The organism is Hydrogenophaga sp. (assembly GCF_050250835.1).
Taxonomy (GTDB): Bacteria; Pseudomonadota; Gammaproteobacteria; order Burkholderiales; family Burkholderiaceae_C; genus Hydrogenophaga.
The window spans coordinates 552,124-577,805 of sequence record NZ_JBFWNX010000001.1 but is presented as its reverse complement, the minus strand read 5'-3'; the positions used below and the strand labels follow the sequence as shown (position 1 = coordinate 577,805).

The window sequence follows — 25,682 nt, the reverse complement described above, 5'->3', positions numbered from 1 at the left end:
CCCTCCTGGTCAGGACTTCGCTGGCTGCGCCGGCGGTGTCGTCACCACCTGACCGTCCTTCACCGGCAGCGTGGCGCCAGGCTTGAAGCTCGTGCGCACCGTGCCATCCTTGCCTTCGAGGCGGTAGGTCACGTCGTAGCCCTTGAGCTTTTGCGACTTCTCGTTCACGGTGCGGCAGCGCTGTTCCACCGACGTGACCACATCTTTCTGCTGCATGTTCTTTTGCACCTGGTTACCGGCATAACCGCCTGCAACAGCGCCTGCGACCGTGGCCACGGTGTTGCCGCTGCCTTTGCCAATGGTGCTGCCCAGCAGGCCGCCCGCGATGCCGCCGATGGCGGTGCCCGCCAGCCGGTTCTGGTCCTTCACCGGTGCCTGGCGCTGAACCTGCACGTTTTCACAGTGTTCACGTGGGGTCACCACGGTTTCCATGACCTCCTTCACCGCGACCACTTCGGCCTCTTTGGGCTGCATCAGCGTCCTGTAGCCGGTGACGCCGCTGGCGCCCAGCACCACCATGGCCAGACCGCCCACGGCGATCCCCTTGATCATTGACTTGTCCATCTGCCGACTCCTGGTTGGATTGCGAAACCCAATTTAGTCTCGAATCCATGCGCTGCTGTGACAAACCGTGTCGCAGGCGTGAAGCCTGGAAACGGGAGGCAACCGGCATGAAGAAAAAAGGCCTCGGAACGGAAGTTCCGAGGCCTTGTGGTCCTGGTGTGCGGGCCTGCAGGCAGGCCCGCCAGGCATCAGTAGCGGCCGCCGCCGCCGTAGCCGCCGCCGCCGCCGGAGCGGTCACCACCGCCGTAGCCGCCGGAGCGCGGAGGACGCGCTTCCATCGGGCGCGCTTCGTTCACCGTGACGCTGCGGCCGCCGAGCGACTGGCCGTTCATGCCGCTGATGGCGGCCTGCGCTTCTGCATCGCTGCCCATCTCGACGAAACCAAAACCCTTGGAGCGGCCGGTGTCGCGTTCCATCATGACCTTGGCGCTCGTCACCGAGCCGTATTCGCTGAACGACTGCTGGAGGTCTTCGTCGCGAACGGTGTACGGCAGGTTGCCGACGTAAAGTTTGTTGCCCATGGGGGACTCCTCAAAAACATAGAAACAAAAGCGATGGGGGTCCCGTAAGCACAACAAACCCGAAAGTGCGCCGTGGCGCGCGAAACTGACCGATCACCCAAACTGTGCCGTCGCATCGCGACGAGCACCCGTGTATTGTGCTCCTTTGGCCGGCCCCCCTCCTGAATGGCGATATTTCGACCGAAAACTCCCTGCAAAATGCCGCAAGACAACGACTGGAGACAACGCATGTTCGAAACCGCGACCGCAGGCAGCCTGCCCAAACCAGCCTGGCTGGCCGAGACCGAAAAACTCTGGCCTCAGTGGAAAGCCGCCGGCCCCGACCTGCTGCAGGCCAAGGCCGACGCCACGCTCTTGTGGATCAAGGCGCAGGAAGACGCGGGGCTCGATGTGATCGGTGACGGCGAGCAGGCGCGCCAGCATTTCGTGCACGGCTTCCTCGAACAGGTGGATGGCATCGACTTCGCCAACAAGGTGAAGATGGGCATCCGCAACAACCGCTACGACGCGATGGTGCCGCAGGTGGTGGCGCCACTGCGCCTGAAAGGCCGCGTCCATGCCTTCGAGGCGCAGCTGTCGCGAGCGCACACGCAGAGAAAGCTCAAGTTCACGCTGCCTGGCCCCATGACCATCGTCGACACCGTGGCCGACCGTTTTTACGGTGACAAGGTGAAGATGGCCTTTGCGTTTGCCGAACTGCTGAACCAGGAAGCCCTGGCCCTGCAGGCCGATGGCGTGGACATCATCCAGTTCGATGAACCGGCCTTCAATGTCTACATGAAGGAGGCTGCCGAGTGGGGCGTGGCCGCGCTCGAGCGCGCTGCTCAGGGACTGACCTGCACCACGGCCGTCCACATCTGCTACGGCTATGGCATTCAGGCCAATGTGGACTGGAAGCAGACGCTGGGCGAAGAATGGCGCCAGTACGAGCAGGTGTTTCCCGCGCTCGCCAGAAGCAGCATCCGGCAGGTGAGCCTGGAGTGTTTTCATTCGCATGTGCCCCCCGACCTGATGAAGCTGCTGGACGGCAAGGACGTGATGGTGGGCGTGATCGACGTCGCCAGCGAAGTGGTGGAAACGCCGGAGCAGGTGGCCGACACGATCGGCCTGGCCCTGAAGTACGTGCCCAGGGATCGGCTGATCGCCTGCACCAACTGTGGCCTGGCACCCATGAGCCGCGAGGTGGCGGTGGCCAAGCTGGAAGCCTTGGCCAAAGGGGCGGCCTTGGCCAGACAACGTTACGGAGCATGACCATGCACGGTTTGCCAACGGCCGCACCGGCCGAGGTGGGGCTGTGCCCCGAACGCACCCAGCGCATCGTGCAGGTGCTGCAACGCGATGTGGACCGCGGTCGCCTGCCCGGCGCATCGGTGCTCATCGCGCGGCGCGGCCGCGTGGTGCTCGACACCGCCGTGGGCCGGCTCGACCCGGCGCGTGATGTGCCCATGGGCAACGACGCCATCTTCCGCATCTATTCCATGACCAAGCCCATCGTCTCGGTGGCGGCCTTGATGCTTGTGGAGCAGGGTCGGCTGCTGCTGAGCGACGCGGTGGGTCAGTACGTGCCCGGCTTCATGCGGCAGCAGGTGGCCGTGCCCGGATCGCAGGGCATCGCGCTGGTGCCCGCCGCGCGGCCCAGCACCGTGCAGGACCTGCTGCGCCACACGGCGGGGCTCACCTACGAATTCACCGGCAACGAGCACGTGAACCAGCTCTATTCGCAGGCCGGACTCGGCGACAGGCAACAGACCAACGCCGAATTGTGCGAACGCCTGGCTGCGCTGCCGCTGGCCCACCAACCCGGCACCACCTGGGCCTACAGCCGCGCCACCGACGTGCTGGGTCGCGTCATTGAAGTGGTCACGGGCCAGACCCTCGGCGCGTACTTGCGCGACCACATCCTGCAACCGCTGGGCATGAACGAAACCGCTTTCTTCGTGCCCGAAGAACAACACCAGCGCATTGCCGAAGCGTTCGAACACGACCCCGACGGCGGCACGCAGATGCCCATGCACGATCCGCGGGAAGTGCCCGCGCTGGAGATGGGCGGCGGCGGACTCATGTCCACGCAGCACGACTACGCGCGCTTCCTGCAATGCCTCATCCATGGCGGGGAGCTCGATGGCCAGCGCCTGTTGTCACCGCACACCCTGGCCTACATGACGGCCGACCACCTGGGCAGCGCCATCGCCCACACCGACAACCCCCTGCTGCCCCCCGGCCACGGCTTCGGCCTGGGCTTTGCCGTGCGCACCGAAGCCGGCGTGGCGCCCGTGCCCGGTTCGCCGGGTACCTACCACTGGAGCGGCATCGGCGGCACGCACTTCTTCGTCGACCCGGCAGAGGAGCTGTTCGCCATCTTCATGGCGCAGGCACCGAACCAGCGGGTGTTCTACCGGCAGTTGATGCGTGGGCTGGTGTATGGGGCGGTGGTGCAACCGAACTCCACCCTGGGTGGGTGATGTCGTAGGCCGGGGCCAGTACCCTCTGGCCAGTTCCGCGCTGCCGGCACGAGAAGCTCCTGGTGCGGGCGTCGTTGTTGACCGCCAGGACGTGGACGGGATTTCCCTGCCAGTGGCTTTCCATCTCCCATGCCCGCGCAGGACGACCACGGCCATCGACACCGTGCCTGCAGCCCGCTCATGGGGGGGCAGGTCTCAGCCTTTCCCCGGCAGCGCCTTCAGGTAGAGATGCAATGCCCGCAGATCGGTGTCGCTCATCTCGCGCAGCGATTCGAACGGCATCACCTTCACCGCAGAGCCATCGGCTCGCTTGCCGCTGCGGAACAGGGCGATCAGGGATTCGGCGTCGGGGTAGCGGCCCATCACGCTGCCTTCGCCGGGCGCGAGTCTGGAAGCCGCTGGCCAGTCGGGCGGGCCGCCGGGGATCTTGCCGCCGGTGTAGTCTTCCCGGTGGCAGCCGATGCACATGTTGGCCACGTATTGCCCGTGTGCCGCGGTCACGCCTTCGGGCACAGGTGGTTGCGGTGGCAGGCTGTGGTCGATGCGGGCGGCGGCATCCTTGATGGCGCCAAAGCCGTACAAGGCCTTCACGGGCAGGGGCAGTTTCAACACCGTGCCTTGTCCGCTGGCGGGCGGCAACGAGCGCACGTAGGCCACGAGCGAGGCCAGGTCGTCGTCGGTGAAGCGGTTGTAGTCCTCACTGGGCATGATCATCAGCGGGCGGCCCTGGGGGCTCACGCCGTGGCGAATGGCGCGCACCCAGTCCACCGGCTGGTAGCCGGCCACCACGCCGCCGGGGCCGGTGGTGATGTTGGGGCCGGCAATCACCAGGCCGCCGTCTTCGGCAAAAGTGCGGCCGGTGCCATTGCTGCCGTGGCATTCCATGCAGGCGCGTGAAGCAAACAGGTATTTGCCACGTTCCAGCGAGGCAGTGTCGTCGCGATACGCCACCGGCCTGGCCGGTACGTCCACGAAGCGCTGCATCTTGCGCTCGGCGAGCAACACGCCCAGGCCGAGTGCCATGGTCGCCAGCAGCACGAGCGCGCCCAGTCCCGCGAGCAGTGCCCGCATCCACGATCTCTTCTTCATGGTTCCGCCTCCTGTGGTGCCACCCACCGGCGGCATTTCACGCGAGTGGGCAGGGCGGTGTCAAGCGGCGCTGTCGCGCACGGGCGGCTGCCAGCGGAAGAACATGGGGTAGACCTCCTTCACCACCGGGCCGTTGAAGTCCCAGCCCACGCATTGCCCCAGGTGGGCGGGCGGTCGGCCGTCTGCGGAGGGCGCGAACACGCCGGTGCGCGTCTGGAAGGCAGCGGTGGCCAGGTTGAACAGCAGTTCGCGCAGGTGCGTGCAGCCCTGGATGCCGCCCAGGTGGCGCTGGATGGTGTGGCGCCACCCTTTGCCCAACACCTCGCCCACCATGCCTTGCATGGGCGGCATGGCCTGCGGGCAGGGTTCGTGAGGAAAGGCGTCCATGGCCACGGCGATGTCGCGGATCACCATGCTGTCGTCGAAAGTCACGCGCAGCCGCATGTGGTGCACCGGCTCGCCCGGCGCCAGTTGCCCCCCGCCCTTGATGTCGATGGCGTGCGGCTTGCTGTCGTGCAGCTCGCCTTCAATGTCCCAGAGGCCATCGTCGCGGCGGAATCCGCGGTATTCCACGCGGCGGGTGTGCATGGGAGTGCGGGCTTGGGGCGGGGGCAGCGGCAAGGCGAGATCTCCATCGGGTCAGGGGGAAAGAGGGATTTTCGGTGATGTGGCGTGGATCGGGTGGCACACTGCACATTCCCTCATAGCCCGACCCGCCATGACACACCATCACCCCGATGCCACCCCGGCCTGGAAGCACGACGGCGTGCGCGTGATTCCTGGTAACCAGCTCGACGGCAACGTGCCTTCCACACCGGGCATGGACCGCAAGGCCGCGATCAACTTTGCGCGTGTGGGTGCGCAGAAGCTCTGGGCGGGCACGGTCACGATCCACGCCAACGCCAAGACCGGCGCCCACCACCACGGGCCGCTGGAGAGCGTGATCTATGTGGTGCGGGGCCGCGCGCGCATGCGCTGGGGCGAGCATCTGGAATTCATCGCCGAGGCCGGCCCTGGCGATTTCATCTACGTGCCGCCCTTCGTGCCGCACCAGGAGATCAACGCCAGCCCGACCGAGGTGCTTGAATGCGTGCTCTGCCGCAGCGACGGCCAGGCGGTCGCGGTCAACCTGGACATCGAGCCGGTGGAGAAGCCCGAGCAGGTGCTGTGGGTGGACCCCACGCATCCCACCGGCGGCGTCTGAGCCGCGTGGGCACCGCCCCCGATCAGGCCCGCGCCGCCCGCCAGCGGATGGCCCATCCCGCCAGGCCTGAGCCGGTGGCCAGTGCGGTCACGCCCATCCAGCCGGCATGGGCGTACAGCGTGCTGCCCAGTGCGGCGCCCACGCCCATGCCGGTGAACATGGCCACGAAAAGCAGGGCATTGAGGCGGCTGCGCGCAGCGGGGTCGGCGGCGTAGATGATGGTCTGGTGCGAGACCAGGGCGCCCTGGAAGCCCAGGTCGAATCCGACGATGGCCACGGCGAGCCAGGCCAGTTGCCAGGCTTGCGGCAGCCAGGGGATGGGCGCCATGAGGGCAAAAGAGATCGCCGCCAGACCCGCAGCGAGCAGCGATGTGCGCTGCGCGCCCCGCCGATCGGCCAGGCGGCCGAACACCGGAGCAGCCAGTGCGCCCACGGCACCGGCCAAGCCAAATGCACCAGCCGCCGCGCTGCCCAGGTGAAAGGGCGCGCCATGCAGCCACAGCGCCAGGGTGGACCACACCGCGCTGAAGCCCACCGCCAGGGAGGCCTGCGCCAGCGCGGCCTGCCGCACCGAACCGTGCTGGCGCCACAGGCCGCGCAGAGAGCCCAGCAGGGCGCCATAGGCCAGCTGCGTGGTCGGCCGGAAGTGGGGCAGGAAGCGCCAGAGCGCCAGGCCCAGCGCCGCGCTGGCGATGGCTGCACTGAGGAACAAGGCGCGCCACCCCAGGTGTTCGGCGGTGAATCCACTCACCACGCGCGAGAGCAGGATGCCCAGCAACAGACCGGTCATGACCGTGCCCACCACCCCGCCGCGCCGGGCCTCGGGGGCCAGCGTGGCGGCGGCGGGCACGATGTCTTGCGCCAGCGTGGCGGCCACGCCCATCGCCAGGCTGGCCGCCAGCAGCGGCGCCACCGTGGGCGAGACCGCCGCCGCCAGCAACGCCAGCACAAGCAGCACCACCTTGACCAGGATCAGGGTGCGGCGGTCGTGCCGGTCGCCCAGAGGCGCCGTGAAAAGAATCCCGGCTGCATAGCCGAGTTGCGTGAGCGTGGGCACCAAGCCCACGGCCTGGTCGCTCGCGCCGATGTCGGCACCCAGCACGCCCAGCATGGGCTGGCTGTAGTAGAGCGATGCCACGCTGAGCCCGGCGCCCGTGGCCAGCAGCAGCGTGAGCCCGCCGGAGAGGCCGGTGCCGGTGAACGGGGCAGCCAAAGTATTCGGAGACGGAATGACAGACACGTGTAAACCCTAGGTTTTTGACTGGACGAGAGTCTGTCACAGCAAAAATCGGGCTGGTAGAGGGAGAGTTGGCACTTCAGATATACGATTGACGCATGAATACGACCGCCACTGGTGACCGACTGGACCTGTTGCAGACCTTTGTGCGCATCGTGGAGGCGGGCAGTCTTTCCGGTGCGGCGGCGCAGATGGGCACCACTCAGCCCACCGTGAGCCGGCGCTTGCAGGCGCTGGAACGCTCGCTCGGACTGCGCCTGCTGCAACGATCGACCCGCGGCATGCGGCTGACCGACGACGGCGAGCGCTGCTTCGAGCGCGCCAAGGCCTTGCTGGAGGGCTGGGAGTCGTTCGAATCCGAGCTGCGCGGCGTGGGCGAGGAGGTGCAGGGCAACCTGCGCGTGCTGGCGCCCCACGCCCTGGGGCAGGAGCACTTTGTGCGGCCGCTCACCGAATTCCTGCAGCGCAACCCCCGCGTCAATGTGGACTGGCTGCTGCGCGACGACGAGCGTGATCTGATTGGCGAGGGCATCGACTGCGCGCTGCGCGTGGGCGAGGTGCGCGACCCCTCGGTGGTGTCGATCAAGCTGATGGATGTGCCGCGCATCGTGGTGGCAGCGCCGGGCGTGTTGCGCGGCGCGCGGGTGCCCGAACACCCCGACGAACTCGCCGGCCTGCCCTGGATGGCGCTGCGGACCTACTACCGCACCGAAGTCGCGTTGTCGCACGCCGCCTCGGGCGAGACGCGACAGGTCGCCATCCGGCCCCGCCTGAGCACCGACAGCCTCTACGCCCTGCGCAATGCGGCGGTGATGGGTCTGGGGGTTTGCGTGGCGTCGGCCTGGATGCTCACGGACGACCTGGCGCAAGGCCGCCTCGTTCACCTGGCACCGCAATGGCAGGCGGCGGCGCTGCCGCTGCACCTCATCTATCCCTACGCGAGCTTTTACCCCGTGCGCCTGAGGCGTTTCGTGCAGGCCATGCGCGAAGCCGCGCCCACCGCACTCAGGACTCCACCGCCATTCCCAGGCGCGGCTCCCGGTTCGTTTTGAACACGGCGACCGCCTGCACCAGTTGCAGGGCCTGGGCTTTCAGGCTGTCGGCGGCGGCGGCGCTTTCCTCCACCAGGGCCGCGTTCTGCTGGGTGACTTTGTCCATCTGGCTCACGGCCTCGCCCACCTGGCCCACGCCCTGGCTCTGTTCGCTGGTGGCACTGCTGATTTCGGCCACCAGATCCGAGACGCGGCGGATCGCTTCCACCACGCCCTGCATGGTCACGCCGGCCTGATCGGCCAGCACCGAGCCATCGGCCACGCGTTGCACGCTGGCGTCGATCAGACCCTTGATCTCCTTGGCGGCCTGCGCGCTGCGCTGCGCGAGGTTGCGCACCTCGGCGGCCACCACCGCGAAACCGCGTCCCTGCTCGCCCGCCCGCGCCGCCTCCACCGCTGCGTTGAGCGCGAGGATGTTGGTCTGGAAGGCGATACCGTCGATGACGCCAATGATGTCGGCGATGCGACGCGAGCTGTCGTTGATGCCCTTCATGGTTTCCACCACCTGGCCCACCACATTGCCGCCCTGGGCCGCCACCGCTGAAGCATCGCGCGCCAGGGTGTTGGCCTTCTGTGCGTGTTCGGCAGTCTGGCGCACGGTGCTGCCCAGCTCCTCCATCGACGCGGCGGTCTCCTCCAGTGCCGAGGCTTGCTGTTCGGTGCGGGTCGAGAGATCGGTGTTGCCCTGGGCAATCTGGGCGCTGGCATCGGACACCAGGGCCGCGTTGTCCTGCACATGGCTCACCGTATCGCTGATGCGCTGCTGCATGGTGCGAAGGGCTTCGAGCAGTTGGCGGGTGTCGTCGTTGCCCACCACGGCGATGGGCATGGCCAGGTTGCCTTGAGCCAGGTGACCCGCCGCCGCCACCGCCTGGCCCATGGGAACGGCCAGGAGTTGCGCCACCCAGAGCGCACCGAGCACCAGCGTCACCGTGGCCAGCAGCACCGCCATGCCCAGCGTCCACAGCGACTGCGTCACGCTCGAGGCTGCCGCCTCGGAGATGGTCGCACCATCTTCTTCGATCATGCCGGAGAGCTTTTCCAGCTCGTCTTCGAGCCGGGCAAAAGTCTGGTTCAGCGCCGGCAACTGGGCCTCGGCCTGTGCCACGCCCAGGGCCGATCCGGCCACCACCGCCTGCGCGGCCTCGGTGTATTGCCTGACCACCGGCAGTGCGCTGTCCAGTGACTGACGCGCCTGGGCGTCGATACCCGAGTCGGCGATCTTTTTCAGCGCAGCGTCGAAGGTGGCCACGTGATCGTCGAGGTCGGCGCGTGCGGCGGCGATGGTGGCGGTGTCGCCTTTCATGGCCGCGAGCAGGGCACGCAGTGCATCGCCGCGCAGGGCGTCGTGCATCATGTCCGCGCTCAGCGTGGCTTGCAGCGCCTGGCTCGACAAGGCCGAAGCTTCCACCTTCACGGCCATGGAAGAGACTGCCAGCAGGCCAATGCCACCGGCCGCCGAGACCAGCGCAGCGCCCGCCAGGCCCAGGCAGAGAATTTGAGTTCGAAGTTTCACGGAGATTCCTGTCGGATATGGCCGCCAGGCGGATGCGCTGGCGATCGTTGTTCCCGTTTCGGCGCCTCCCGGCACTTGTGTAGCGCGGGCTGACCGGCGGTCGGCGCGCGAACCTCAGCCGCCGGTGAAGATCTCGGTGGCGAGCTTCATGAGCGCGACGACGGGTGCGTCAAGCATGGGCAGGGTGAACGCAATGCCGAGAAGACCCGCAGAGAGCGTGAGTGGAAAGCCGATGGCGAACGCGTTCATCTGCGGCGCGATGCGCGAGACGAACCCGAGCACGATGTTGATGAACAGCAGCATGCCGATCATGGGCAGGGCAATCCACAGGCCATAGCGGAACACCACCGCACCCAGCTCGTGCAGGCGCATGCGGTTGATGGATTCGAAGGCGCTGGCTCCCACGGGAAACATCTCGAAGCTGGAGATGACCGCACCCAGCAGCATGAGGTGACCGTTGAGCACCACGAACAGCAACATGGTGGTGTTGCCGAAGAAGCGGCCCACCGTGCTCGACTGCGAGTTGGTGGACGGATCAAAGAAGCCCGCGAAATTCAAGCCCATCTGCAGGCCGATGAGTTCACCCGCAAGTTCCACCGAGGCAAAAACGATGCGCACCGCCAGACCAATGGCAATGCCCACCACCACCTGCTGCATGACCACCGCAAACGCACCGGGATCGGTGAGTGCCACCATGGGCTGCTCAGGCATGCCGGCCTGCGCACAGACCGCGACGATGAAGGCCAGCGCCACGCGCGTGCGCATGGGGACCGAGCGCGCCGAGAAAATCGGCGCGCTGGAGAACACCGCGAGGATGCGCAGAAACGGCCAGAACACCGGAGAGACCAGCGCCATCACTTGCGCTTCGGTGAACGTCGGCATGTCAGGTACGTGGAGCGCAACGAATGAGGAGGCCCCTTCGAGAGATACCGCCGGGCCGGCTTTGCCGGACGGCTGGTATCGCCCCCTGGAGGGGGTCCCGCGAAGCGCGGCGGGGGTGTTCCATCTAGATCGCGTAATTTGGAATGGACAGGATCGTGTTGCGGATGAACTCGACCATGGTGGTCATCATCCACGGGCCGGCGATGGCGAACACCGCGATGGCGCCGATGAGCTTGGGTACGAAGGACAGCGTGGCTTCGTGAATCTGCGTGATGGCCTGGAACAGGCTCACCACCAGACCGATGCCGAGCACCGTGGCCAGCACCGGCGCGGCCACCATGAGCAGCAGAAAGAGGGCGTTCTGCCCCATCGTGAGGGCGGCTTGGGGATCCATGTGTCTTCCTCTAGGTGGCAAAGCTGGCCGCGAGCGAGCCAATCAACAGATTCCAGCCATCGGCCAGCACGAACAGCATGAGCTTGAACGGCAGCGCCACCAGCACGGGCGACAGCATCATCATGCCCAGCGACATCAGCACGCTGGCGACCACCATGTCGATCACCAGGAAGGGGATGAAGATCATGAAGCCGATCTGGAACGCGGTCTTGAGTTCGCTGGTGACGAAGGCGGGCACGAGCACGCGAAAGGGCGCAGTCTCGGCGGTCACTTCGTTCGGCAACTTGGCCAGTTTGGCGAAGAGTTCGAAGTCGGACTGGCGCGTCTGCTTGAGCATGAAGGCGCGCATGGGCGCCTGGCCACGCTCCAGGGCCTGCTCGAAGCTGATGGCATTTTTCGAGTACGGGTCGTAGGCGTCGGCGTAGACCTTGTCCAGCGTCGGGCCCATCACGAACAGCGTGAGGAACAGAGACAGGCCCACGATCACCTGGTTGGGCGGTGCGGACTGCGTGCCCAGCGCCTGGCGCAGCAGCGAGAGCACGATGACGATGCGGGTGAAGCCGGTCATGAGCAGCAGCACCGCCGGCAGGAAGGACAGCGCGGTGAAGAACAGCAGCGTCTGGATCGGCACCGAATAGGTGTTGCCACCCGCGCCCTGGCCGACCATGAGCGGCAGCGACGGGCCGGAGGGTGCAGCCTGAGCCCACGCTCCTGTGGCGACCAGCAGTGCCAGAACGACCGGTACGGCTTGCCCGAGACCCTTCCATCCAGTGGTGCCGCGGAACCGGCTTTGCCGGGCCGCAGGCGCCGCACCATCGAGGGGGTCGCGCGCAGCGCGGCGGGGGAGGGTCGTTTCAGGCATCGGGTTTCTTGGTGAGTTGGGCCAGGCGCGCGGCAAAGCCCGTGGCCGGCGGCATCTGGCCAGGTGTCACCACTTCAGGCTCCGCCGGCATCGGCATCTGGTGCAGCGCGCTCACGCCACCGGGCGCCACGCCCAGCACCAGGCACACGCGCTCGTCGCCCTGGCCCACCTGCACCGTCACCACCCGTTGCTGCGGCCCCAGCGAGAGGCTGGAGAGCACGCGCAGCGCCGGGCCGTTGCCCTGGCCCGCGACGCCGGGAATGCGGCCACGGGCCCATTTAAGGGCGAAGGCGATGCCCACCATGAGGGCGAGCAGAAGCAGCGCGGGAATCGCGTTTTGCAGCATGTCGGTCTCGGTGTGGGGATCAGGTGCGCGAAACCCGGCGCATGCGTTCCGACGGGGTGACGATGTCGGTCAGGCGGATGCCGAACTTGTCGTTCACCACCACCACCTCGCCCTGCGCGATCAGGTAACCGTTGATCAGCACGTCCATGGGTTCACCGGCCAGTGCGTCGAGTTCGACGATGGAGCCTTGCGCCAGCTGCAGGATGTATTTGATCGGCACGCGGGTGCGACCCAGTTCCACCGAAAGCTGCACCGGAATGTCCAGCACCATCTGGATGTCCTGCATCGGGTTGCTGGCGCCGCCCGGTGTCACCGGTACGGCACTGGCCTCGAATTCAGGGGCGCCATCGGCGTGGGGGGCGGCCGAGCCGGCCTGTTCTTCCAGGGCCTGGGCCCAGTCGTCGGTGACGGCGTCGTTCATGGTGTTGGTGGTCTCAGTTGACATACGAATCTCCCAGCCAGTTCGCGTCGATGCCGCGCAGGTTGCGTTCCACGCGCAGTGCGTATTTGCCCTTGTGAGTGCCGTACTGGCATTCGAAGACCGGCACGCCGTCCACATGGGCCTGGATCGTGGGCGTGCGGTCGAGCTCGATGAAGTCGCCGATCTGCATGGCCAGCAGTTGCTCCACCGTGGCCTCGGTCTGCGCCAGTTCGGCCACCATGTTCACTTCGGCGGCCTGGATTTCGTGGCTGAGCAGCTTGACCCAGCGGCGATCCACCTCGATGGCGTCGCCCTGCACGCTGGAATACAGCACGTCCCGGATCGGCTCCAGCGTGGCGTAGGGAATGCAGATGTGAAGTGAGCCCGAGATGTCACCGATTTCCAGCGTGAAGCTGGTGGAGACCACGATCTCGCTGGGGGTGGCGATGGTGGCGAACTGCGGCTGCATCTCCGAGCGCTGGTAGGCCAGCTCGATGGGGTACACGCCGCGCCAGGCCTTCTTGTATTCCTCGGCCACCACCTCCACCAGGCGGTTGATCACGCGCTGCTCGGTGGGAGAGAAGTCGCGGCCCTCGATGCGGGTGTGGAACTTGCCGTTGCCGCCGTAGAGGCTGTCGATCACGCCGAACAGCAACGTGGGTTCGCACACGACCAGGCCGTTGCCACGCAGCGGGCGAATGGCCATGATGTTGAAGTTGGTCGGCACCACCAGCTCGCGCAGGAAGGCGCTGTATTTCTGCACCTGCACCGCACCCACCGAGATTTCCGGACTGCGGCGGATGAAGTTGAACAGTCCCAGGCGCAGGTTGCGCGAAAAGCGCTCGTTGACGATCTCCATGGTGGGCATGCGCCCACGCACGATGCGCTCCTGACTGGAGAGGTTGTAGTTGCGCACCCCATCGGTGGGCACTTCTTCCTTGGCCAGCTTCTGGCTCTCGCCCGTGACGCCTTCGAGCAGGGCGTCGATCTCTTCCTGGGACAGAAACGATTCGGACATGGTGTGTCGTCCTGTTCACTGAACGATGAAGCTGGAGAACAGCACGGCCTGCACCGGGTTCGGAGCGGCCTTGCTGCTCTTCTTGTTGTCGGCGTAGCCCATTTCCCTGGAGACGGCGGCAATGATGTCGGCCGAGAGCTTTTCCTTGCCCTGCACCTGCAGCATCTCTTCGGCGGTGCGCTGCGAGATCAGCACCAGGATCTGGCTGCGGATGCTCGGCAGGTAGGTCTTGACGGCGGTTTCGGTGGCCGCGTCCTGAAGCTGCAAGGTGAGGCCGAGCTGGACGAAACGGTTGCCACCGGCATCGGCCAGGTTGACCACCATGTTCTCCAGCGGCAGGAAGGTGGGCGGCGTGCGCTTGTGGTTTTCTTCCGCCACGGCTTCTTCGTCGCCATGCTCGTCGGCGGTGTTCTTCTTGAGGATGAACAGCGCTCCACCCGCACCCGCGAGAGCCAGCACCAGCACGCCGGCAACGATGAACAGCAGTTTCTTGCTCTTCTTCTTCGGGGCTTCAGGAGCGGCGGCGGTGGCAGTGGCGGCGGCAGCGGCGGACATGGTCTTCCTTCGGGGAAACACGCGGAATGCGTGTGGGGTTGAAGGAATTATTGGGGGCGCTCCCCTGGGCCATTCGTCGGAAAAAGACCCGAAAAGGTGGTCTTTAACCGGGCTGGCGGGGGCTTCGACAGGCTCAGCCCGAACGGAATTGGCTCAGCCCGAACGGTGCTGGTTCAGGCTGAGCTCACGATCCCCGTTCGGGCTGAGCTCACGATTCCCGTTCGGGCTGAGCCTGTCGAAGCCCTTCCAGCGACTCAACCCTGACTCAGACAAACAGGTCCAGCGGACGGCTGCCGTCGGTGCGGGGGCTGGGTGGGGCCGGTTGAGGGCCCGGTGCTTCCGCCCGGCCCGCCATCTCACCCCGACTGACCGTGGGCGTGTGCGGCGCAGCGCCACCGTGCTGCTGTCCCTGCGCGCCCACCGACACGTTGCCCAGGTGGATGCCGCTGCGCTGCAGCAGCTCGGCCAGCGCCTCGCTGGCGCCTTCGCGCAGGCTGGCACGGGCTTCGGCGTTGTCGCTCTGGAAGGCCACCTGAACCTCCTGGCCCTTCATGGAGAGCTGGATGTCGATCGCGTCCGCGCTGGTATCTCCGACCCGCAGGCTGGCGTGGCGAAGGTGTTGCGTGCCCCAGTGGCTCACGGTGGGACCTTCGGCTTCTGGCTCGGCGCGGGTGCCGTCGAGGGCTTGTCCGGGCTGGTCGCCGGGCAGGGCGTCGCCGGCTGAACCGCCCGTGCTGTCACCGGCTGCGTTGCCGTCCACGCTGCCGAGGCTGTTCACGCCGGGCAGGTTGTCCGGGGAGGCTGCGCGGGTGCCGCCGCCGGCCGGCAGCGCCAGCTCGACGCCGGGCTCGCGCGGCGCGGAGGCCAGGAGGGTGGTGAAGCGTTCATCCAGCGCCACGGTGCTGCGCACGTGGTTCGCCGCCGGGTTGTGCGGGTGTTGCCATGCCTGGCTGGCGTACTGCTGCTGCAGCGCATCGGTGCCGGAGACGGCGCCGCGTTGCCACACCATGGCCGGTGTGCCGCCCGGCGCGGCAGCCTCGGCACGGCTGGCGAAGGTGGGTCGCGCCGCCGGGGTGGCGAACGCCGGGCGCGCCGGTGCACTGGCTGGCAGGGCTTGGGGGGGCAGTTCGGCGGCGGGCGGGGGCTCGTGCGCCACCGGCGTCATGCCGGTGATGTCGATCCCCTCCGCCTGGACCGCGCCCTGGGCCGACAGGGCGGGTGCGGCGGCGTGTGGCGAGGCCAGGACGTCGGGGGTGGACACCGCGCCAGGGGCACCAGGGCTCGTGCTTGCGGAGGCCGCGGGTGCGCCGGTTGCACCGACCGGAGCCGCCCAGGCCAGCAGGGCAGCCAGCGGGTTGGGGTCTTCCGTGGTCTGCGTGAGCGCGTCGCTCGCAGCGGGTTCACTCGGCGGGGACGCCATGTCGGGCACCAGGTGGGTGTCGCTCACCAGGCTGAGCAGGCTGGAAAACAGGTCCGGCTCCGCCGGCTTGTCGCTGGCGGCCTTGCCCTGATGCGGCGGCTGCGCAGGCCGCTGAGGTTCAGCGGGTCTGGAAACGGTGTGTGCAGCGCTCATCGGGGGTGTCCTCCGTGGCGGGCCTGGGCCAGCGCCAGGCTCTGGCGCAGATGGATCGCCAGCGCCATTTCATCGGTTTGCTTCTGGTCCTGGCGCTGCGCCCGGTGCGTGATGGCCTGTTGCTTGCGGTCGGTGAACTTGCGCAGCCCGGCCAGATCGCGTTCGGCGGCATGCACCTGCTCCTGGCCACGTTCGATCATGGCCTGGCGTTCACTCAGCACACCGCGCTGGAATTCCATGGCGTGGTCGATCTTCTGCATGAACTGGCGGTGGTGCATGAGCAGGGCGGTGTCCACGCCGACGCTGCTGCGCGCCTGCCAGCGCGCTTGCGATTCCTGCGCGTAGGCGCTGAGCTGGTCCATCTGGTCCTGTGCAATCTGCAACTCGCGCTGCATGCGGCCCAGGTTGCCCAGGGCTTCGTCGCGCCGCTTCTCGGCCAGTTCCACCACCTTGTTCAGCGTCTGGATCGTCGTCATGTCAAGCTTTCATCGTCCGATAGGTGGAACGTGCTGCGAGAGGCAGCGCCCATCCAGAAACTCCACGGAACCGGCTTTGCCGGGCCGCAGGTGTTGCCCCCTTGAGGGGGTGGTGAGAAGCGCCGCGAGGGTGTTCAGTTGTCATAGGGGTTGTGGTGTGGTCGGGCTTGCCGCTGCTGCGTCGGCTTGTCTTCCTGCAGGGCCGCCTGCAGTTGCTGCAGGCTGTTTGGCAAGGTGGCGGCTTCGTGCATGTCCTGCATCAGGAAGCGCTGCAACGCGGGGTAGAGCACGATCGCGCGGTCGGTCTCGGGGTCGCTGCCCGGCACGTAGGCGCCGAGCTGAATCAGGTCGCGGCTCTTCTGGTAGCGCGAGTAAAGGCCCCGGAAGCGGCGCGCCAGTTCCAGGTGCACCGCTCCGGCCACGTTGTGCATCACACGCGAGGCCGAAGCCTCGACGTCGATGGCCGGAAAGTGCCCGGACTCGGCCAGCGCGCGCGAAAGCACGATGTGGCCGTCCAGGATGGCGCGCGCGGCGTCCGCGATCGGGTCCTGCTGATCGTCGCCTTCGGACAGCACGGTGTAGAAGGCGGTGATCGAGCCCACGCCGTTGGGGCCGTTGCCACTGCGCTCCACCAGCTGCGGCAGCTTGGCGAAGCATGAAGGCGGGTAGCCCTTGGTGGCCGGGGGCTCGCCGATGGCCAGCGCAATCTCGCGCTGCGCCATGGCGTAGCGGGTCAGCGAATCCATGAGCAGCAGCACATCCAGCCCGTCGTCGCGGAAACGTTCGGCGATCGCGGTGGCGTAGGCCGCGCCCTGCATGCGAACCAGTGGCGGCGCGTCGGCTGGCGCAGCCACCACCACCGAGCGCTGGCGACCGTCGGCGCCCAGAATGTCCTCGATGAATTCCTTCACCTCGCGGCCACGCTCGCCGATCAGGCCGACCACAATCACGTCGGCCTTGGTGTAGCGGGCCATCATGCCCAGCAGCACGCTCTTGCCCACGCCCGAGCCGGCGAACAGCCCGATGCGCTGGCCGCGGCCCACGGTGAGCAAGGCGTTGATGGCGCGCACGCCGGTGTCCAGTGGTTCGCGAACCGGAGCGCGGTCCATGGCGTTGAGCGGCGCGCGGTCCATCGGCTCAATGTCCACGTTGAGGATCGGACCCTGGTGGTCCAGCGGGTTGCCGTGCGAATCGACCACGCGGCCGAGCAGGCCCCGGCCCAGTGGAAGGCGCAGGGTGCCCCTGTCGTCGGGCGAGGGCGGCTTGTTGGCGTGGCCCACGCGCGGCACGGTGCGGTACGGCGCGAGCGGTGTCACGCTGGCGCCGCTGGCCAGGCCGTGCGTGTCGCCGGCGGGCATGAGGAAGGCGCGGTCGTTGGAGAAACCCACCACCTCGGCCAGCACCGGTTCCTTGCGGCCGTTGCTGATGAGGCACTGCGAGCCGACGGGCACTTTCAGCCCCACGGCCTCCAGCACCAGGCCAGCCAGGCGGGTGAGCGTGCCACGCACTTCCAGCGGAGTGTCCACCTTGGCGTTGGCGCGCACGTCTTCCATGAAATGGCCCCAGCGGCTCTCGGCGCCGAACACACTGTCAGACATCGGCGTTCTCCGGGTTCCAGCTGGCATTCAAGCCAAGATTTCCCACGGCGCGGGCCCAGCGTTTCTCGATGGTGGCGTCGACCGCCATGGTGGCCGATTCGATCACGCAGCCACCCGGGCTCACGCTGGCATCGGCCACGAATTCAGGCACGGGGCCAGACAGGGTTTCCTGCAGCGCACCGCGCATGAGCGTGAGGTCGCCCGGGTTCATGCGCACGGTGGCGGGCAGGCCATCGTCCACCAGTTGAGAGAGTGCCTCGGCAATCACCGGCTTGAGGTGGTTGGGGTCGCCCTGGAGTTCGCGGCGCACCACCTGGCGCGCCAGGTCGCAGGCGATCTCCAGAATCTGGCGCGAGATCTGTTCTTCGCTCTTCTTGAGATGGTCGCGTGTGTTGCGCAGCAACTGCGCCATGCGCACGGCGGTTTCCTCGGCGGTCTTGCGCAACGTGGCTTCCAGCGCGTCGCGCACCTCCTGCGCACCCGCATCGTGGCCACGCGCAAAACCCTCGGCGTGCGCCTGCTGGCGGGCCTGCTGCAACACCTCGGTGGTCACACCTTCCTGATCGGAGCCCGCGCTGGTGTCTTCACTGCCATCGACGGCCGAGAAATGCCAGGCGGCGACGCCGTCGATCTCCTCGCGCGGAATGAAGCGTGAATGCGGGTTGGGCTTAGTGGCCATGCGCTACCCCCGCTTCCAGAGACACCAAGGGTCCGGCTCCGCCGGCCCAAGGTGTCGTCTCCCTTGAGGGGGAAGGCGCCGAAGGCGACGCAGGGGGTGCTTCCTCATACAAATGCCTCATCTTCGCCTCCGCCGCTGATGACAATTTGACCTTCGTCGGACAAACGGCGAACCACTTTCAGGATTTCCTTCTGTTGTGCTTCCACTTCCGAGAGTCGCACCGGCCCACGCGATTCGAGGTCTTCGCGCAGCGCCTCGGCGGCGCGGGTGGACATGTTGCCCAGCACCAGTTCGCGCAGCTCGGTGGTGGCCCCCTTGAGCGCAATGACCAGCGAGTCGGACGCCACTTCCTTGAGCACCATCTGGACCGACTTGCCTTCGAGCTTGAGCAGGTCCTCGAAGGTGAACATCTTGTCCATGATCTTCTGCGCCAGGTCGGGATCGAACTCGCGGATCGAGTCGATCACCGAGTTCTCGATCTGGGTCCCCATCATGTTGATGATCTCGGCGGCGGTCTTCACCCCGCCCATGGAGGTCTTGCGGATCTTGTCGCCACCGGCCAGCACCTTGTAGAGCACCTCGTTGAGGTCTTTCAGGGCGGTGGGCTGGATGCCTTCCAGCGTGGCGATGCGCAGCATCACTTCGTTGCGCGTGCGCTCGGTGAAGTTCTTCAGCACGCCGGCGGTCTGGTCGGATTCGAGGTGCACCAGGATGGCGGCCACGATCTGCGGGTGTTCGTTGCGCAGCAGTTCGGCAATCGACAGCGGGTCCATCCACTTCAGGCTCTCGATGCCCGAGACGTCGCCGCCTTGCAGGATGCGGTCGATCAGCAGCGAGGCCTTGTCGTCGCCCAGCGCCCGCTTGAGCACGGCGCGCACGTAGTTGTCGGTGTCGGAGACCAGCAGGCTCTGCGAAGAGGCTTCGCTGGCGAACTTCTGCATCACCTGGTCGACCCGGTCGTGCGAGACCGCGCGGGTCTTGGCGATGGTCTCGCCCAGCTTCTGCACTTCCTTGGGCGAGAGGTGCTTGAACACCTCGGCCGCTTCCTCTTCGCCCAGCGACATGAGAAAAATCGCTGCGTCCTGGATGCCTGTGTCTTCCATGCTCGTGTTCCGGTGGTGTGCGTTGAACGGTCAGGCCGGCGCTTCGCCGTTCACCCAGCCTTTCACGATGTTGGCCACTGCGGCGGGGTTCTCGAGAGCGAGGCGCCTGGCATCGGCCAGCCGCAAAGTCTCGGGCGTGGGTTCGTTGCTGGCACCCGGCATCGGCAGGCCCGGGCGCTCTGGCGCTTCGTTGAGCACGGCGTTGAGTGGCTGCGATGGAGCGTTGGCGCGGCCGTCGGCGGGCGTCTTGATCAGCTTGAGGCTGGGGCGAACGAGCCCCATGAGCACCAGCAGGCCCATGCCCACCATGCCCAGCGGCCAGGCCAGGCTGCGCAGCAGGTCCTGGTTGTCCGACTGTTGCCACCACGCCGGCTCGCTCACCTCGGTGCTGACGCGTTCCACGTTGAAGGCCGCGTTCACCACGTTCACCGAGTCGCCACGGTCTTTGTTGAAGCCGATGGTCTCGCGCACCAGCGCGGTCATCTGCTCCAGCTGTTCGGCAGGGATTGGCGCGCTGGTTTCCTTGCCCGCCTTGTCTGTGCTGGTGCGGTGGTTGATCACCACGGCCGCGCTCAGGCGTTTGATCTGGCCGCTGGCTTCGCGCACCACCTTCACCGTCTTGTCCACTTCGTAGTTCACCACCGATTCGCGGCGCAGCGAGCCGGGCTTGTCGGTGCCCTGGCCGGTCACGCCGGTGGGGGCGGCTGCGCCGTTGATGGGGGCGGTGCCGGTGGCCGGTGGCTGGTTGCTCACCGCGCCGGGTACGCCCGAAGGCCGGGCGCTGGCGGCCGTGCCATCTTCCACGGTCTGCTGGCTGCGCACCGCGCTCGGTTCGTTGCCCTGGTTGGGCTTGTGCAGTTCGCTGGTGGATTCCACCAGCGAGAAGTCCACCTCGGCGCTCACCTGCGCCTTGACGTTGTTGCGGCCCACCAGCGGTTCGAGCATCTCGGTGATGCGGCGCGTGTAGAGCTGTTCGAGCTGCTGCACGTATTGCAGCTTCTGGGTGTCGGCGCCCTGGGCCTGGGCATCGGGTGGGGACGAGAGCAGGTTGCCGGCGTCGTCCACCACGCTCACCGCCTTGGGGTTCATCTCCGGCACGCTGGCGGCCACCAGGTGCACGATGCCGGCCACCTGGGCGCGGTCCAGCGTGCGGCCAGGGTGCAGGGTGAGCAGCACCGAAGCACTGGGCTTCTGCTGCTCGCGGAAAAACCCGTTCTGGTTCGGCAGCGCCAGGTGGATGCGCGCACTCTGCACCGAGGAGAGCGACTGGATGGAACGGGTGAGTTCGCCTTCCAGGCCGCGCTGGAAGGTCAGGCGTTCCTGGAACTGCGTCATGCCGAAACGGTTGGATTCCATCAGCTCGAAACCGGTGACCGAGCCCTTGGGCAGGCCCTGCGAGGCCAGGCGAAGGCGGGTGTCGTGAACCTTGTCGGCCGGCACCATGATGGCCTGGCCGCCCTCGGCATGCTTGTAGGGCACGTTCATCTGCGAGAGCTGCGCCACCACCGCACCGCCGTCCTTGTCACCCAGGTTGGCGTAGAGCACGCGCCACTCGGGCTGGCGGCCCATGAAAAAGAAAGCCAGGGCCAGTGCCAGCAGGGCCATGGCGCCCAGGCCCAGCTTGAGCTTCTGCGAAGCATCCATGCGGGCGAATCCCTCGCCGAAGGCGCTGCGGTTGTTCGCGGGCTGGATGTCCAGTTCGGCAACTGCGGTGGTGCTCATGGGGGTCGGTGCTCGGGTGAAATGGGGTCGACTCCAGGGCGGGATACACCCTGTTGCAGTCGATTATTCGGTCCCGGTGCCTCGGGCATAGCCGTGAAAAGGCGGTGCTTTGTGCCCTTTTTCCCGACCCGTGCAGGCGGCACGGCGCCTAGCATCAAGGCGTTGTTTCAATGTCGAAGGAGTCCGCCATGGACATGCGCATTTCCTCTGTGGGCAGCCAGGCCCTGACCGGCATCGGCCCGTCCGCCCTCAAGCGACCCGGCGCCGCCGGTGGCGTGGAAACGGGCTTTGCCGACAACTTCAAGGCCGCCCTCAAAGGCGTCAGCGCGGCGCAGGAAGACGCCTCCCGCCTTCAGACCCAGGTTCAGCTGGGCAACCCCAAGGTCAGCCTGGAAGAAACCATGCTGGCCATGCAGAAGGCCCAGGTCGGATTCCAGGCCACGCTGCACGTGCGCAACCGGATGGTCCAGGCCTACAGCGACATCATGAACATGAGTGTTTGAGGCTCCCCCCGCGCCGGCCTGCGGCCGTCACCCCCCAGGGGGCGATGCCTGCGGCCCGGCGAAGCCGGTTCCGCGGCATCCTCGACCAGTCACTTCGCTCCGGCCATGCCATTGACTTTCAGTGCATCGGGGCCGGGCTGCTTTTGTCAAAGATCTGAGCGAGGTCGTTCAGCCAGGGCTCGGCCAGGCAGCGGATCTCGGCGTCGGTGCGCAGGATGCGCTGCATGATCTTCACCTTCTCCTTGCGCTCGTCGGGTGCCAGGTCGGCACTGCGCGATTTGTGGCGCAGTTGCGCGATCAGCACGGCGCAGGCGCCTTCCAGGCGCACCACCTGATCCCAGTTCTCGGTCTGGGCGGCTTCGAGCATCTGGCGGCTCGTGTTCTCGATCGCCTTGTAGTAGTCGAGCAATCCGTGTTCCATGGTCAGGCTCCCCGCGCGGGCACCGCGCCTCGAATGTGTTGCCAGGACTGAGCGATCGGTTCGATCAGGTCCACCACCTCGGCGATGGCCGCGCCGTCGTTGCGCAGGTTGGCGTGGGTCAGGCGCTGGATGCCGTAGTCGTAGAGGCGGTGCAGGTTGCCCGCCAGTTCACCGCCTTCGCGCAGGTTCAGTCCGGCCTTGAGCCCCTCTTCCAGGATGCGCACGGCTTTCACCAGCGACGCACCCTTGATGTCGATCTCGCCGCGCTCCAAGGCACCCCGTGCCTGATTGAGCGACTGCACCAGGGCGTCGAACAACAGGCCCACCAGCTGGTGCGCGTCGGCACCCTGCACGCCGGTCTCGGCGGCAACCCGTTTGTAGGCAGATGAAGCGCGTGTGCTGACAGAGGTGAACATGGCGTCGGTTCCTTGTGCTTGATACCTTTCAGTATCGGCAAGCGACCGCATGACTGTAGGCTCCGGGCGATGAAATGGAGGCGAAAAGTTCATGTTTCAGTACCCTTCGAAATGCGGCAACGCTGTCCGGAGACGGCGAGGGTCCGGCTCTGCCGGCCCAAGCCGTCGTCCCCCCTACCAGCGCCGCAGGCGCGCCAGAGAGGGGGGAAGCCGCGAAGCGGCGCAGGGGGGCGTTCCGAGTCAGGCCGTGCTCTTGTTCCAGAGCGCGATCTGCTGGGTGACGAAGGCGTTGAGACCGCTGAGTTTGCCGACGTTGGCGTCCATGGCGTTGTACTGGGCCAGCAGGCGCACCTCGGCGCGCGCAGCGCGGTCGTTGACTTTGTCCTGCTCCTTGCCGTTGCGGGTGATCGCGTTCTGGATCGCTTCGGAGCGCGTGGTCACCAGGCCGTCGGAGTCGATCAGGCCCTGCGCGAAGGTCCGGATCTTGAGGCCGAAGCCCTGCGCCGTCGGGTTCTCGTTGGCCACCGTGAACAGCTGCTTGAGCCCTTCGTAGTTGCTGCCGAGCACGGCGTCGAACTTCTCGGCCTTGATGCTCAGCTCGCCGCCGCTCTTGGCTTCGATGCCAACATCGAGCAGGCGTTCGAAGGGGCTGCTGGCGGTCACCGAACGCATCATGCTGCGCAGCGCGTTCTGCAGGCCCACGGCGGTGGCGTCGCCCTGCAGGGCGCCCGCCGTCTTGGACGCGGGGTCGTACTTGGTCGCATCGGCCAGCGTCTTGGTCAAGGTGTTGTAGGCATCGACGAAGGCCTGGATGTTCTTGCGCGCACCCTCGGGGTCCACGCTGACGTCGATCTCCACCGGCGCGGTGGTGACCTGCGAGAGCTGCACCGTCAGGCCCGGCAGGGTGTCGGTCATCTTGTTGGTGGCCGAGACCACCGCCACACCATTGATGGTGGCCAGGGCATTCTGTGCCGCCTGGGTCAGGCCCATGCCGGTGGCCACGCCGGGGTCGTAGGCCAGGCGCGAAAGGCCGGCGCCACCGGATTCGGCAACCTCGATGCGAAAGCCATTGGCTTCGCCGGTGGTGGACGAACGCATCAGCAGGCGTTCGCCCGAGGCATCGCGCAGCACGGTGGCGCTCACGCCCGCACCGGCCTCGTTGATCTTGGCCGCGATGGCAGTGAGCGTGTCTTCGCCCGGATTGATGGTGATGTTCACCGGCGTGCCGGTGCCTGCCGTGAAGGCCCCACCCGACCAGGTGCCGAGCGAAATGGTCATGGTGCCTGCACCCATGGCGCTGTCGGTGGTCACGGCGGTCGATGCGGTCGACTGGGCCTTGGCCAGTTGTTGCACTTCCAGTGTGAGGGCGGTGGCTGCCGCACCGGCTGCGGCGGTCACGCTCACGGCCGAGGGGTTCGAGGAGGTGCTGGTCACGGCATTCCAGCCGGCCGAGGTGGAGAGCTTGGCCGCCGCATCGCCCAGGGCCGAGACCTGCGACTTGATGGTGCCGTAGAGGGACAGCCTGGTCTTGAACGAGGTGGCCTGCGTCTCCAGCTGCTTGAGCGGCGCTTTTTCAATCGCCACCAGCTGCGACACGATGCTCTGCACATCGAGGCCGCTGCCGATGCCGGGAGATGAGATGGTGGCCATGTTCGCTTCCTCAGGATGGACGCACCGCACGCGGTTGCATGCGGTCTGTGCATCCCGCAAAGCCCGAGGCGGCGAAAGCAGTTGACTGCTTCGCCGCCCGGGACGCCGCGCGCGAACGCGCAGCGCTTTTGCGGATCGGCAGGCCGATCAGCGCAGCAGGGCCAGCACGCCCTGGGGCAGCTGGTTGGCCTGGGCCACCATGGCGGTGCCGGCCTGTTGCAGGATCTGGCCGCGCGACAGGTTGGAGGTTTCCGTGGCGAAGTCGGCGTCCATGATGCGGCCGCGGGCTGCAGCCTGGTTTTCAGAAGCGATGCGCAGGTTGCTGATCACCGATTCGAAACGGTTCTGCACGGCACCCAGCGTGGCGCGGTTCGTGTTGACCGTGTCCAGGGCGGTGTCGATCAGGCCGATGGCGGCGGTGGCACCGGCGGTGGTGGCCACTGCACCGGCGATGGTCGGGGCGGTCGTGGCGGCCACAGCGATGGTGTCCGTTGAATCGGCGCCCACCTGGAAGGTGACGGCGGCGCCGAACACGGCGGTGCCGTTGAACTTGGTGGCCGTGCCCAGGCGGGTCACTTCGGCCACCAGCTGCTGGTATTCCGCGTCGAGGTTGGCCAGGTCACCGGTCTGGTTCACGCCGTTGGCGCCCTGCACAGCCAGTTCACGCATGCGCTGCAGTGCGTCGCCGATCTTGCCCAGCGCGCCGTCGGCGGTCTGCGCGAAGGAGATCGCGTCGTTGGAGTTGCGGATGGCCACGTTCATGCCACGCACCTGAGCGTCCATGCGGGTGGCGATGGACAGGCCTGCGGCGTCGTCCTTCGAGCTGTTCACGCGCAGGCCGGAAGACAGGCGCTGCATGGAGGTGGAAAGCGAACCGGCCGAGGTGGCCAGGTTGCGTTGGGCATTCAGGGACTGAACGTTGGTGTTGATGGTCGACATGACTAACTCCTAAAGGTGGATAAAAAGTAATCCGGCATTGCTGCCAATCTCAACGCCAGCCCGAAGGCTGGCCGCCATGACCGGAGCTGGGCGCATCTCATCGGCGGACCCCCCTGGGCCTGGTCACCGTCTCGCCACTTGCACTTGCCGGACGACGAACCTGTTTTAGAAGTTCGTTGGTTTCAATTTCGGTGACATGCAGGGATTCTTTAGCGCCGCTTGTTTTTCATTGCCCCGAACAGGCCATGGGGAGTCGCCCAGTTCGCCTCTTTCGGCCCCTGGTTCGTGCAGCGCGTCACGAATGGACGGGAACTGAGAACCAAAGATGTAGGCATTGCGCTGACAACGCCACAGCGCGCTCCTGACAGCGCTTACAGCGTTTCGCCGATTCAAGAAACTTTACCGATCGACACAATTACACACATCGGAAACGCAGACCGCAGGCAACCCGCCAGCAAGCAGATCCCACCGAAGGAGCC

Annotated in this window: 28 protein-coding genes; 5 read left to right on the top strand and 23 right to left on the bottom strand. The window is 66.7% G+C overall.

The annotated features are described in order from the left end of the window. Positions 1-9: 9 nt before the first annotated feature. Positions 10-564, bottom strand: coding sequence for a glycine zipper 2TM domain-containing protein (locus AB7F11_RS02765; protein WP_428289262.1), 555 nt, complete (start codon positions 562-564; stop codon positions 10-12). 188 nt (positions 565-752) lie between these two features. After that, positions 753-1,085, bottom strand: coding sequence for an RNA recognition motif domain-containing protein (locus AB7F11_RS02760; RefSeq protein ID WP_428289263.1), 333 nt, complete (start codon positions 1,083-1,085; stop codon positions 753-755). Positions 1,086-1,313: 228 nt separating this feature from the next. Between AB7F11_RS02760 and AB7F11_RS02755 the strand changes: the two genes are divergently transcribed. Next, a complete protein-coding gene (locus AB7F11_RS02755; RefSeq protein WP_428289264.1) occupies positions 1,314-2,336 on the top strand; it encodes a methionine synthase in 1,023 nt (340 codons plus the stop codon). A gap of 2 nt (positions 2,337-2,338) precedes the next feature. After that, positions 2,339-3,547, top strand: a complete 1,209-nt coding sequence (locus AB7F11_RS02750) for a serine hydrolase domain-containing protein (protein ID WP_428289265.1) — start codon at positions 2,339-2,341, stop codon at positions 3,545-3,547. A gap of 195 nt (positions 3,548-3,742) precedes the next feature. On the opposite strand, the gene AB7F11_RS02745 is transcribed toward AB7F11_RS02750, so the two are convergent. Beyond that, entirely contained in the window at positions 3,743-4,636 is an 894-nt protein-coding gene (locus tag AB7F11_RS02745) for a c-type cytochrome (protein WP_428289266.1), read from the bottom strand. Between the two features lie 60 nt (positions 4,637-4,696). Beyond that, entirely contained in the window at positions 4,697-5,224 is a 528-nt protein-coding gene (locus AB7F11_RS02740) for a DUF2889 domain-containing protein (RefSeq protein ID WP_428289267.1), read from the bottom strand. Between the two features lie 130 nt (positions 5,225-5,354). Between AB7F11_RS02740 and AB7F11_RS02735 the strand changes: the two genes are divergently transcribed. After that, positions 5,355-5,840 carry a cupin domain-containing protein gene (locus AB7F11_RS02735; RefSeq protein ID WP_428289268.1) on the top strand — a complete coding sequence of 162 codons (486 nt, stop codon included), beginning with the start codon at positions 5,355-5,357 and terminating at the stop codon, positions 5,838-5,840. Positions 5,841-5,862: 22 nt separating this feature from the next. On the opposite strand, the gene AB7F11_RS02730 is transcribed toward AB7F11_RS02735, so the two are convergent. Next, complete coding sequence (locus AB7F11_RS02730) at positions 5,863-7,080, bottom strand: MFS transporter (RefSeq protein ID WP_428300718.1); 1,218 nt, start codon at positions 7,078-7,080, stop codon at positions 5,863-5,865. Positions 7,081-7,175: 95 nt separating this feature from the next. Between AB7F11_RS02730 and AB7F11_RS02725 the strand changes: the two genes are divergently transcribed. Further along, entirely contained in the window at positions 7,176-8,129 is a 954-nt protein-coding gene (locus AB7F11_RS02725; protein ID WP_428289270.1) for a LysR family transcriptional regulator, read from the top strand. Here AB7F11_RS02725 and AB7F11_RS02720 read toward each other — a convergent pair. The 14 genes from AB7F11_RS02720 to fliF all read right to left on the bottom strand — a co-directional run bounded on the left by AB7F11_RS02720 (position 8,083) and on the right by fliF (position 21,274). Beyond that, entirely contained in the window at positions 8,083-9,645 is a 1,563-nt protein-coding gene (locus AB7F11_RS02720; protein WP_428289271.1) for a methyl-accepting chemotaxis protein, read from the bottom strand. The genes AB7F11_RS02725 and AB7F11_RS02720 overlap by 47 nt on opposite strands. A 114-nt stretch (positions 9,646-9,759) precedes the next feature. Next, complete coding sequence (fliR, locus tag AB7F11_RS02715; RefSeq protein WP_428289272.1) at positions 9,760-10,527, bottom strand: flagellar biosynthetic protein FliR; 768 nt, start codon at positions 10,525-10,527, stop codon at positions 9,760-9,762. A gap of 124 nt (positions 10,528-10,651) precedes the next feature. After that, positions 10,652-10,921 (bottom strand): flagellar biosynthesis protein FliQ, encoded by a 270-nt coding sequence (gene fliQ / locus AB7F11_RS02710; RefSeq protein WP_428289273.1) that lies wholly within the window; start codon positions 10,919-10,921, stop codon positions 10,652-10,654. Between the two features lie 10 nt (positions 10,922-10,931). Next, entirely contained in the window at positions 10,932-11,783 is an 852-nt protein-coding gene (gene fliP / locus AB7F11_RS02705) for a flagellar type III secretion system pore protein FliP (protein ID WP_428289274.1), read from the bottom strand. Beyond that, positions 11,776-12,129, bottom strand: coding sequence for a flagellar biosynthetic protein FliO (locus AB7F11_RS02700; RefSeq protein ID WP_428289275.1), 354 nt, complete (start codon positions 12,127-12,129; stop codon positions 11,776-11,778). The genes fliP and AB7F11_RS02700 overlap by 8 nt, the downstream gene beginning before the upstream one ends. Positions 12,130-12,148: 19 nt before the next feature. After that, entirely contained in the window at positions 12,149-12,574 is a 426-nt protein-coding gene (gene fliN / locus AB7F11_RS02695; RefSeq protein WP_428289276.1) for a flagellar motor switch protein FliN, read from the bottom strand. Next, the gene (fliM, locus tag AB7F11_RS02690; protein ID WP_428289277.1) at positions 12,564-13,568 is read right to left on the bottom strand and encodes a flagellar motor switch protein FliM; all 1,005 of its coding nucleotides are present in this window, start codon (positions 13,566-13,568) and stop codon (positions 12,564-12,566) included. Before fliM ends, fliN begins: the two co-directional genes overlap by 11 nt. Positions 13,569-13,583: 15 nt before the next feature. After that, a complete protein-coding gene (locus AB7F11_RS02685; protein ID WP_428289278.1) occupies positions 13,584-14,123 on the bottom strand; it encodes a flagellar basal body-associated FliL family protein in 540 nt (179 codons plus the stop codon). A 265-nt stretch (positions 14,124-14,388) separates the two neighbouring features. Continuing rightward, positions 14,389-15,696 carry a flagellar hook-length control protein FliK gene (locus tag AB7F11_RS02680; RefSeq protein ID WP_428291595.1) on the bottom strand — a complete coding sequence of 436 codons (1,308 nt, stop codon included), beginning with the start codon at positions 15,694-15,696 and terminating at the stop codon, positions 14,389-14,391. Continuing rightward, positions 15,693-16,172 carry a flagellar export protein FliJ gene (fliJ, locus tag AB7F11_RS02675; RefSeq protein WP_428291594.1) on the bottom strand — a complete coding sequence of 160 codons (480 nt, stop codon included), beginning with the start codon at positions 16,170-16,172 and terminating at the stop codon, positions 15,693-15,695. The genes AB7F11_RS02680 and fliJ overlap by 4 nt, the downstream gene beginning before the upstream one ends. A gap of 134 nt (positions 16,173-16,306) precedes the next feature. Then, complete coding sequence (gene fliI, locus AB7F11_RS02670) at positions 16,307-17,770, bottom strand: flagellar protein export ATPase FliI (protein ID WP_428291593.1); 1,464 nt, start codon at positions 17,768-17,770, stop codon at positions 16,307-16,309. Then, positions 17,763-18,449 carry a FliH/SctL family protein gene (locus tag AB7F11_RS02665; protein ID WP_428291592.1) on the bottom strand — a complete coding sequence of 229 codons (687 nt, stop codon included), beginning with the start codon at positions 18,447-18,449 and terminating at the stop codon, positions 17,763-17,765. The genes fliI and AB7F11_RS02665 overlap by 8 nt, the downstream gene beginning before the upstream one ends. A 104-nt stretch (positions 18,450-18,553) precedes the next feature. Then, positions 18,554-19,552, bottom strand: coding sequence for a flagellar motor switch protein FliG (gene fliG, locus AB7F11_RS02660; RefSeq protein ID WP_428291591.1), 999 nt, complete (start codon positions 19,550-19,552; stop codon positions 18,554-18,556). 30 nt (positions 19,553-19,582) lie between these two features. Next, positions 19,583-21,274 (bottom strand): flagellar basal-body MS-ring/collar protein FliF, encoded by a 1,692-nt coding sequence (fliF, locus tag AB7F11_RS02655; RefSeq protein ID WP_428291590.1) that lies wholly within the window; start codon positions 21,272-21,274, stop codon positions 19,583-19,585. Positions 21,275-21,462: 188 nt separating this feature from the next. Between fliF and fliE the strand changes: the two genes are divergently transcribed. Then, entirely contained in the window at positions 21,463-21,777 is a 315-nt protein-coding gene (gene fliE, locus AB7F11_RS02650; protein WP_428291589.1) for a flagellar hook-basal body complex protein FliE, read from the top strand. Between the two features lie 118 nt (positions 21,778-21,895). Here fliE and AB7F11_RS02645 read toward each other — a convergent pair whose 3' ends face one another. The 4 genes from AB7F11_RS02645 to AB7F11_RS02630 form a co-directional block, all read right to left on the bottom strand. Then, complete coding sequence (locus AB7F11_RS02645) at positions 21,896-22,198, bottom strand: flagellar protein FliT (protein WP_428299785.1); 303 nt, start codon at positions 22,196-22,198, stop codon at positions 21,896-21,898. A 2-nt stretch (positions 22,199-22,200) separates the two neighbouring features. Continuing rightward, positions 22,201-22,614, bottom strand: coding sequence for a flagellar export chaperone FliS (fliS, locus tag AB7F11_RS02640; protein WP_428291588.1), 414 nt, complete (start codon positions 22,612-22,614; stop codon positions 22,201-22,203). Positions 22,615-22,854: 240 nt separating this feature from the next. Further along, entirely contained in the window at positions 22,855-24,264 is a 1,410-nt protein-coding gene (gene fliD, locus AB7F11_RS02635; protein WP_428291587.1) for a flagellar filament capping protein FliD, read from the bottom strand. A gap of 147 nt (positions 24,265-24,411) precedes the next feature. Further along, entirely contained in the window at positions 24,412-25,203 is a 792-nt protein-coding gene (locus AB7F11_RS02630) for a flagellin (RefSeq protein ID WP_428291586.1), read from the bottom strand. Positions 25,204-25,682 lie beyond the last annotated feature (479 nt).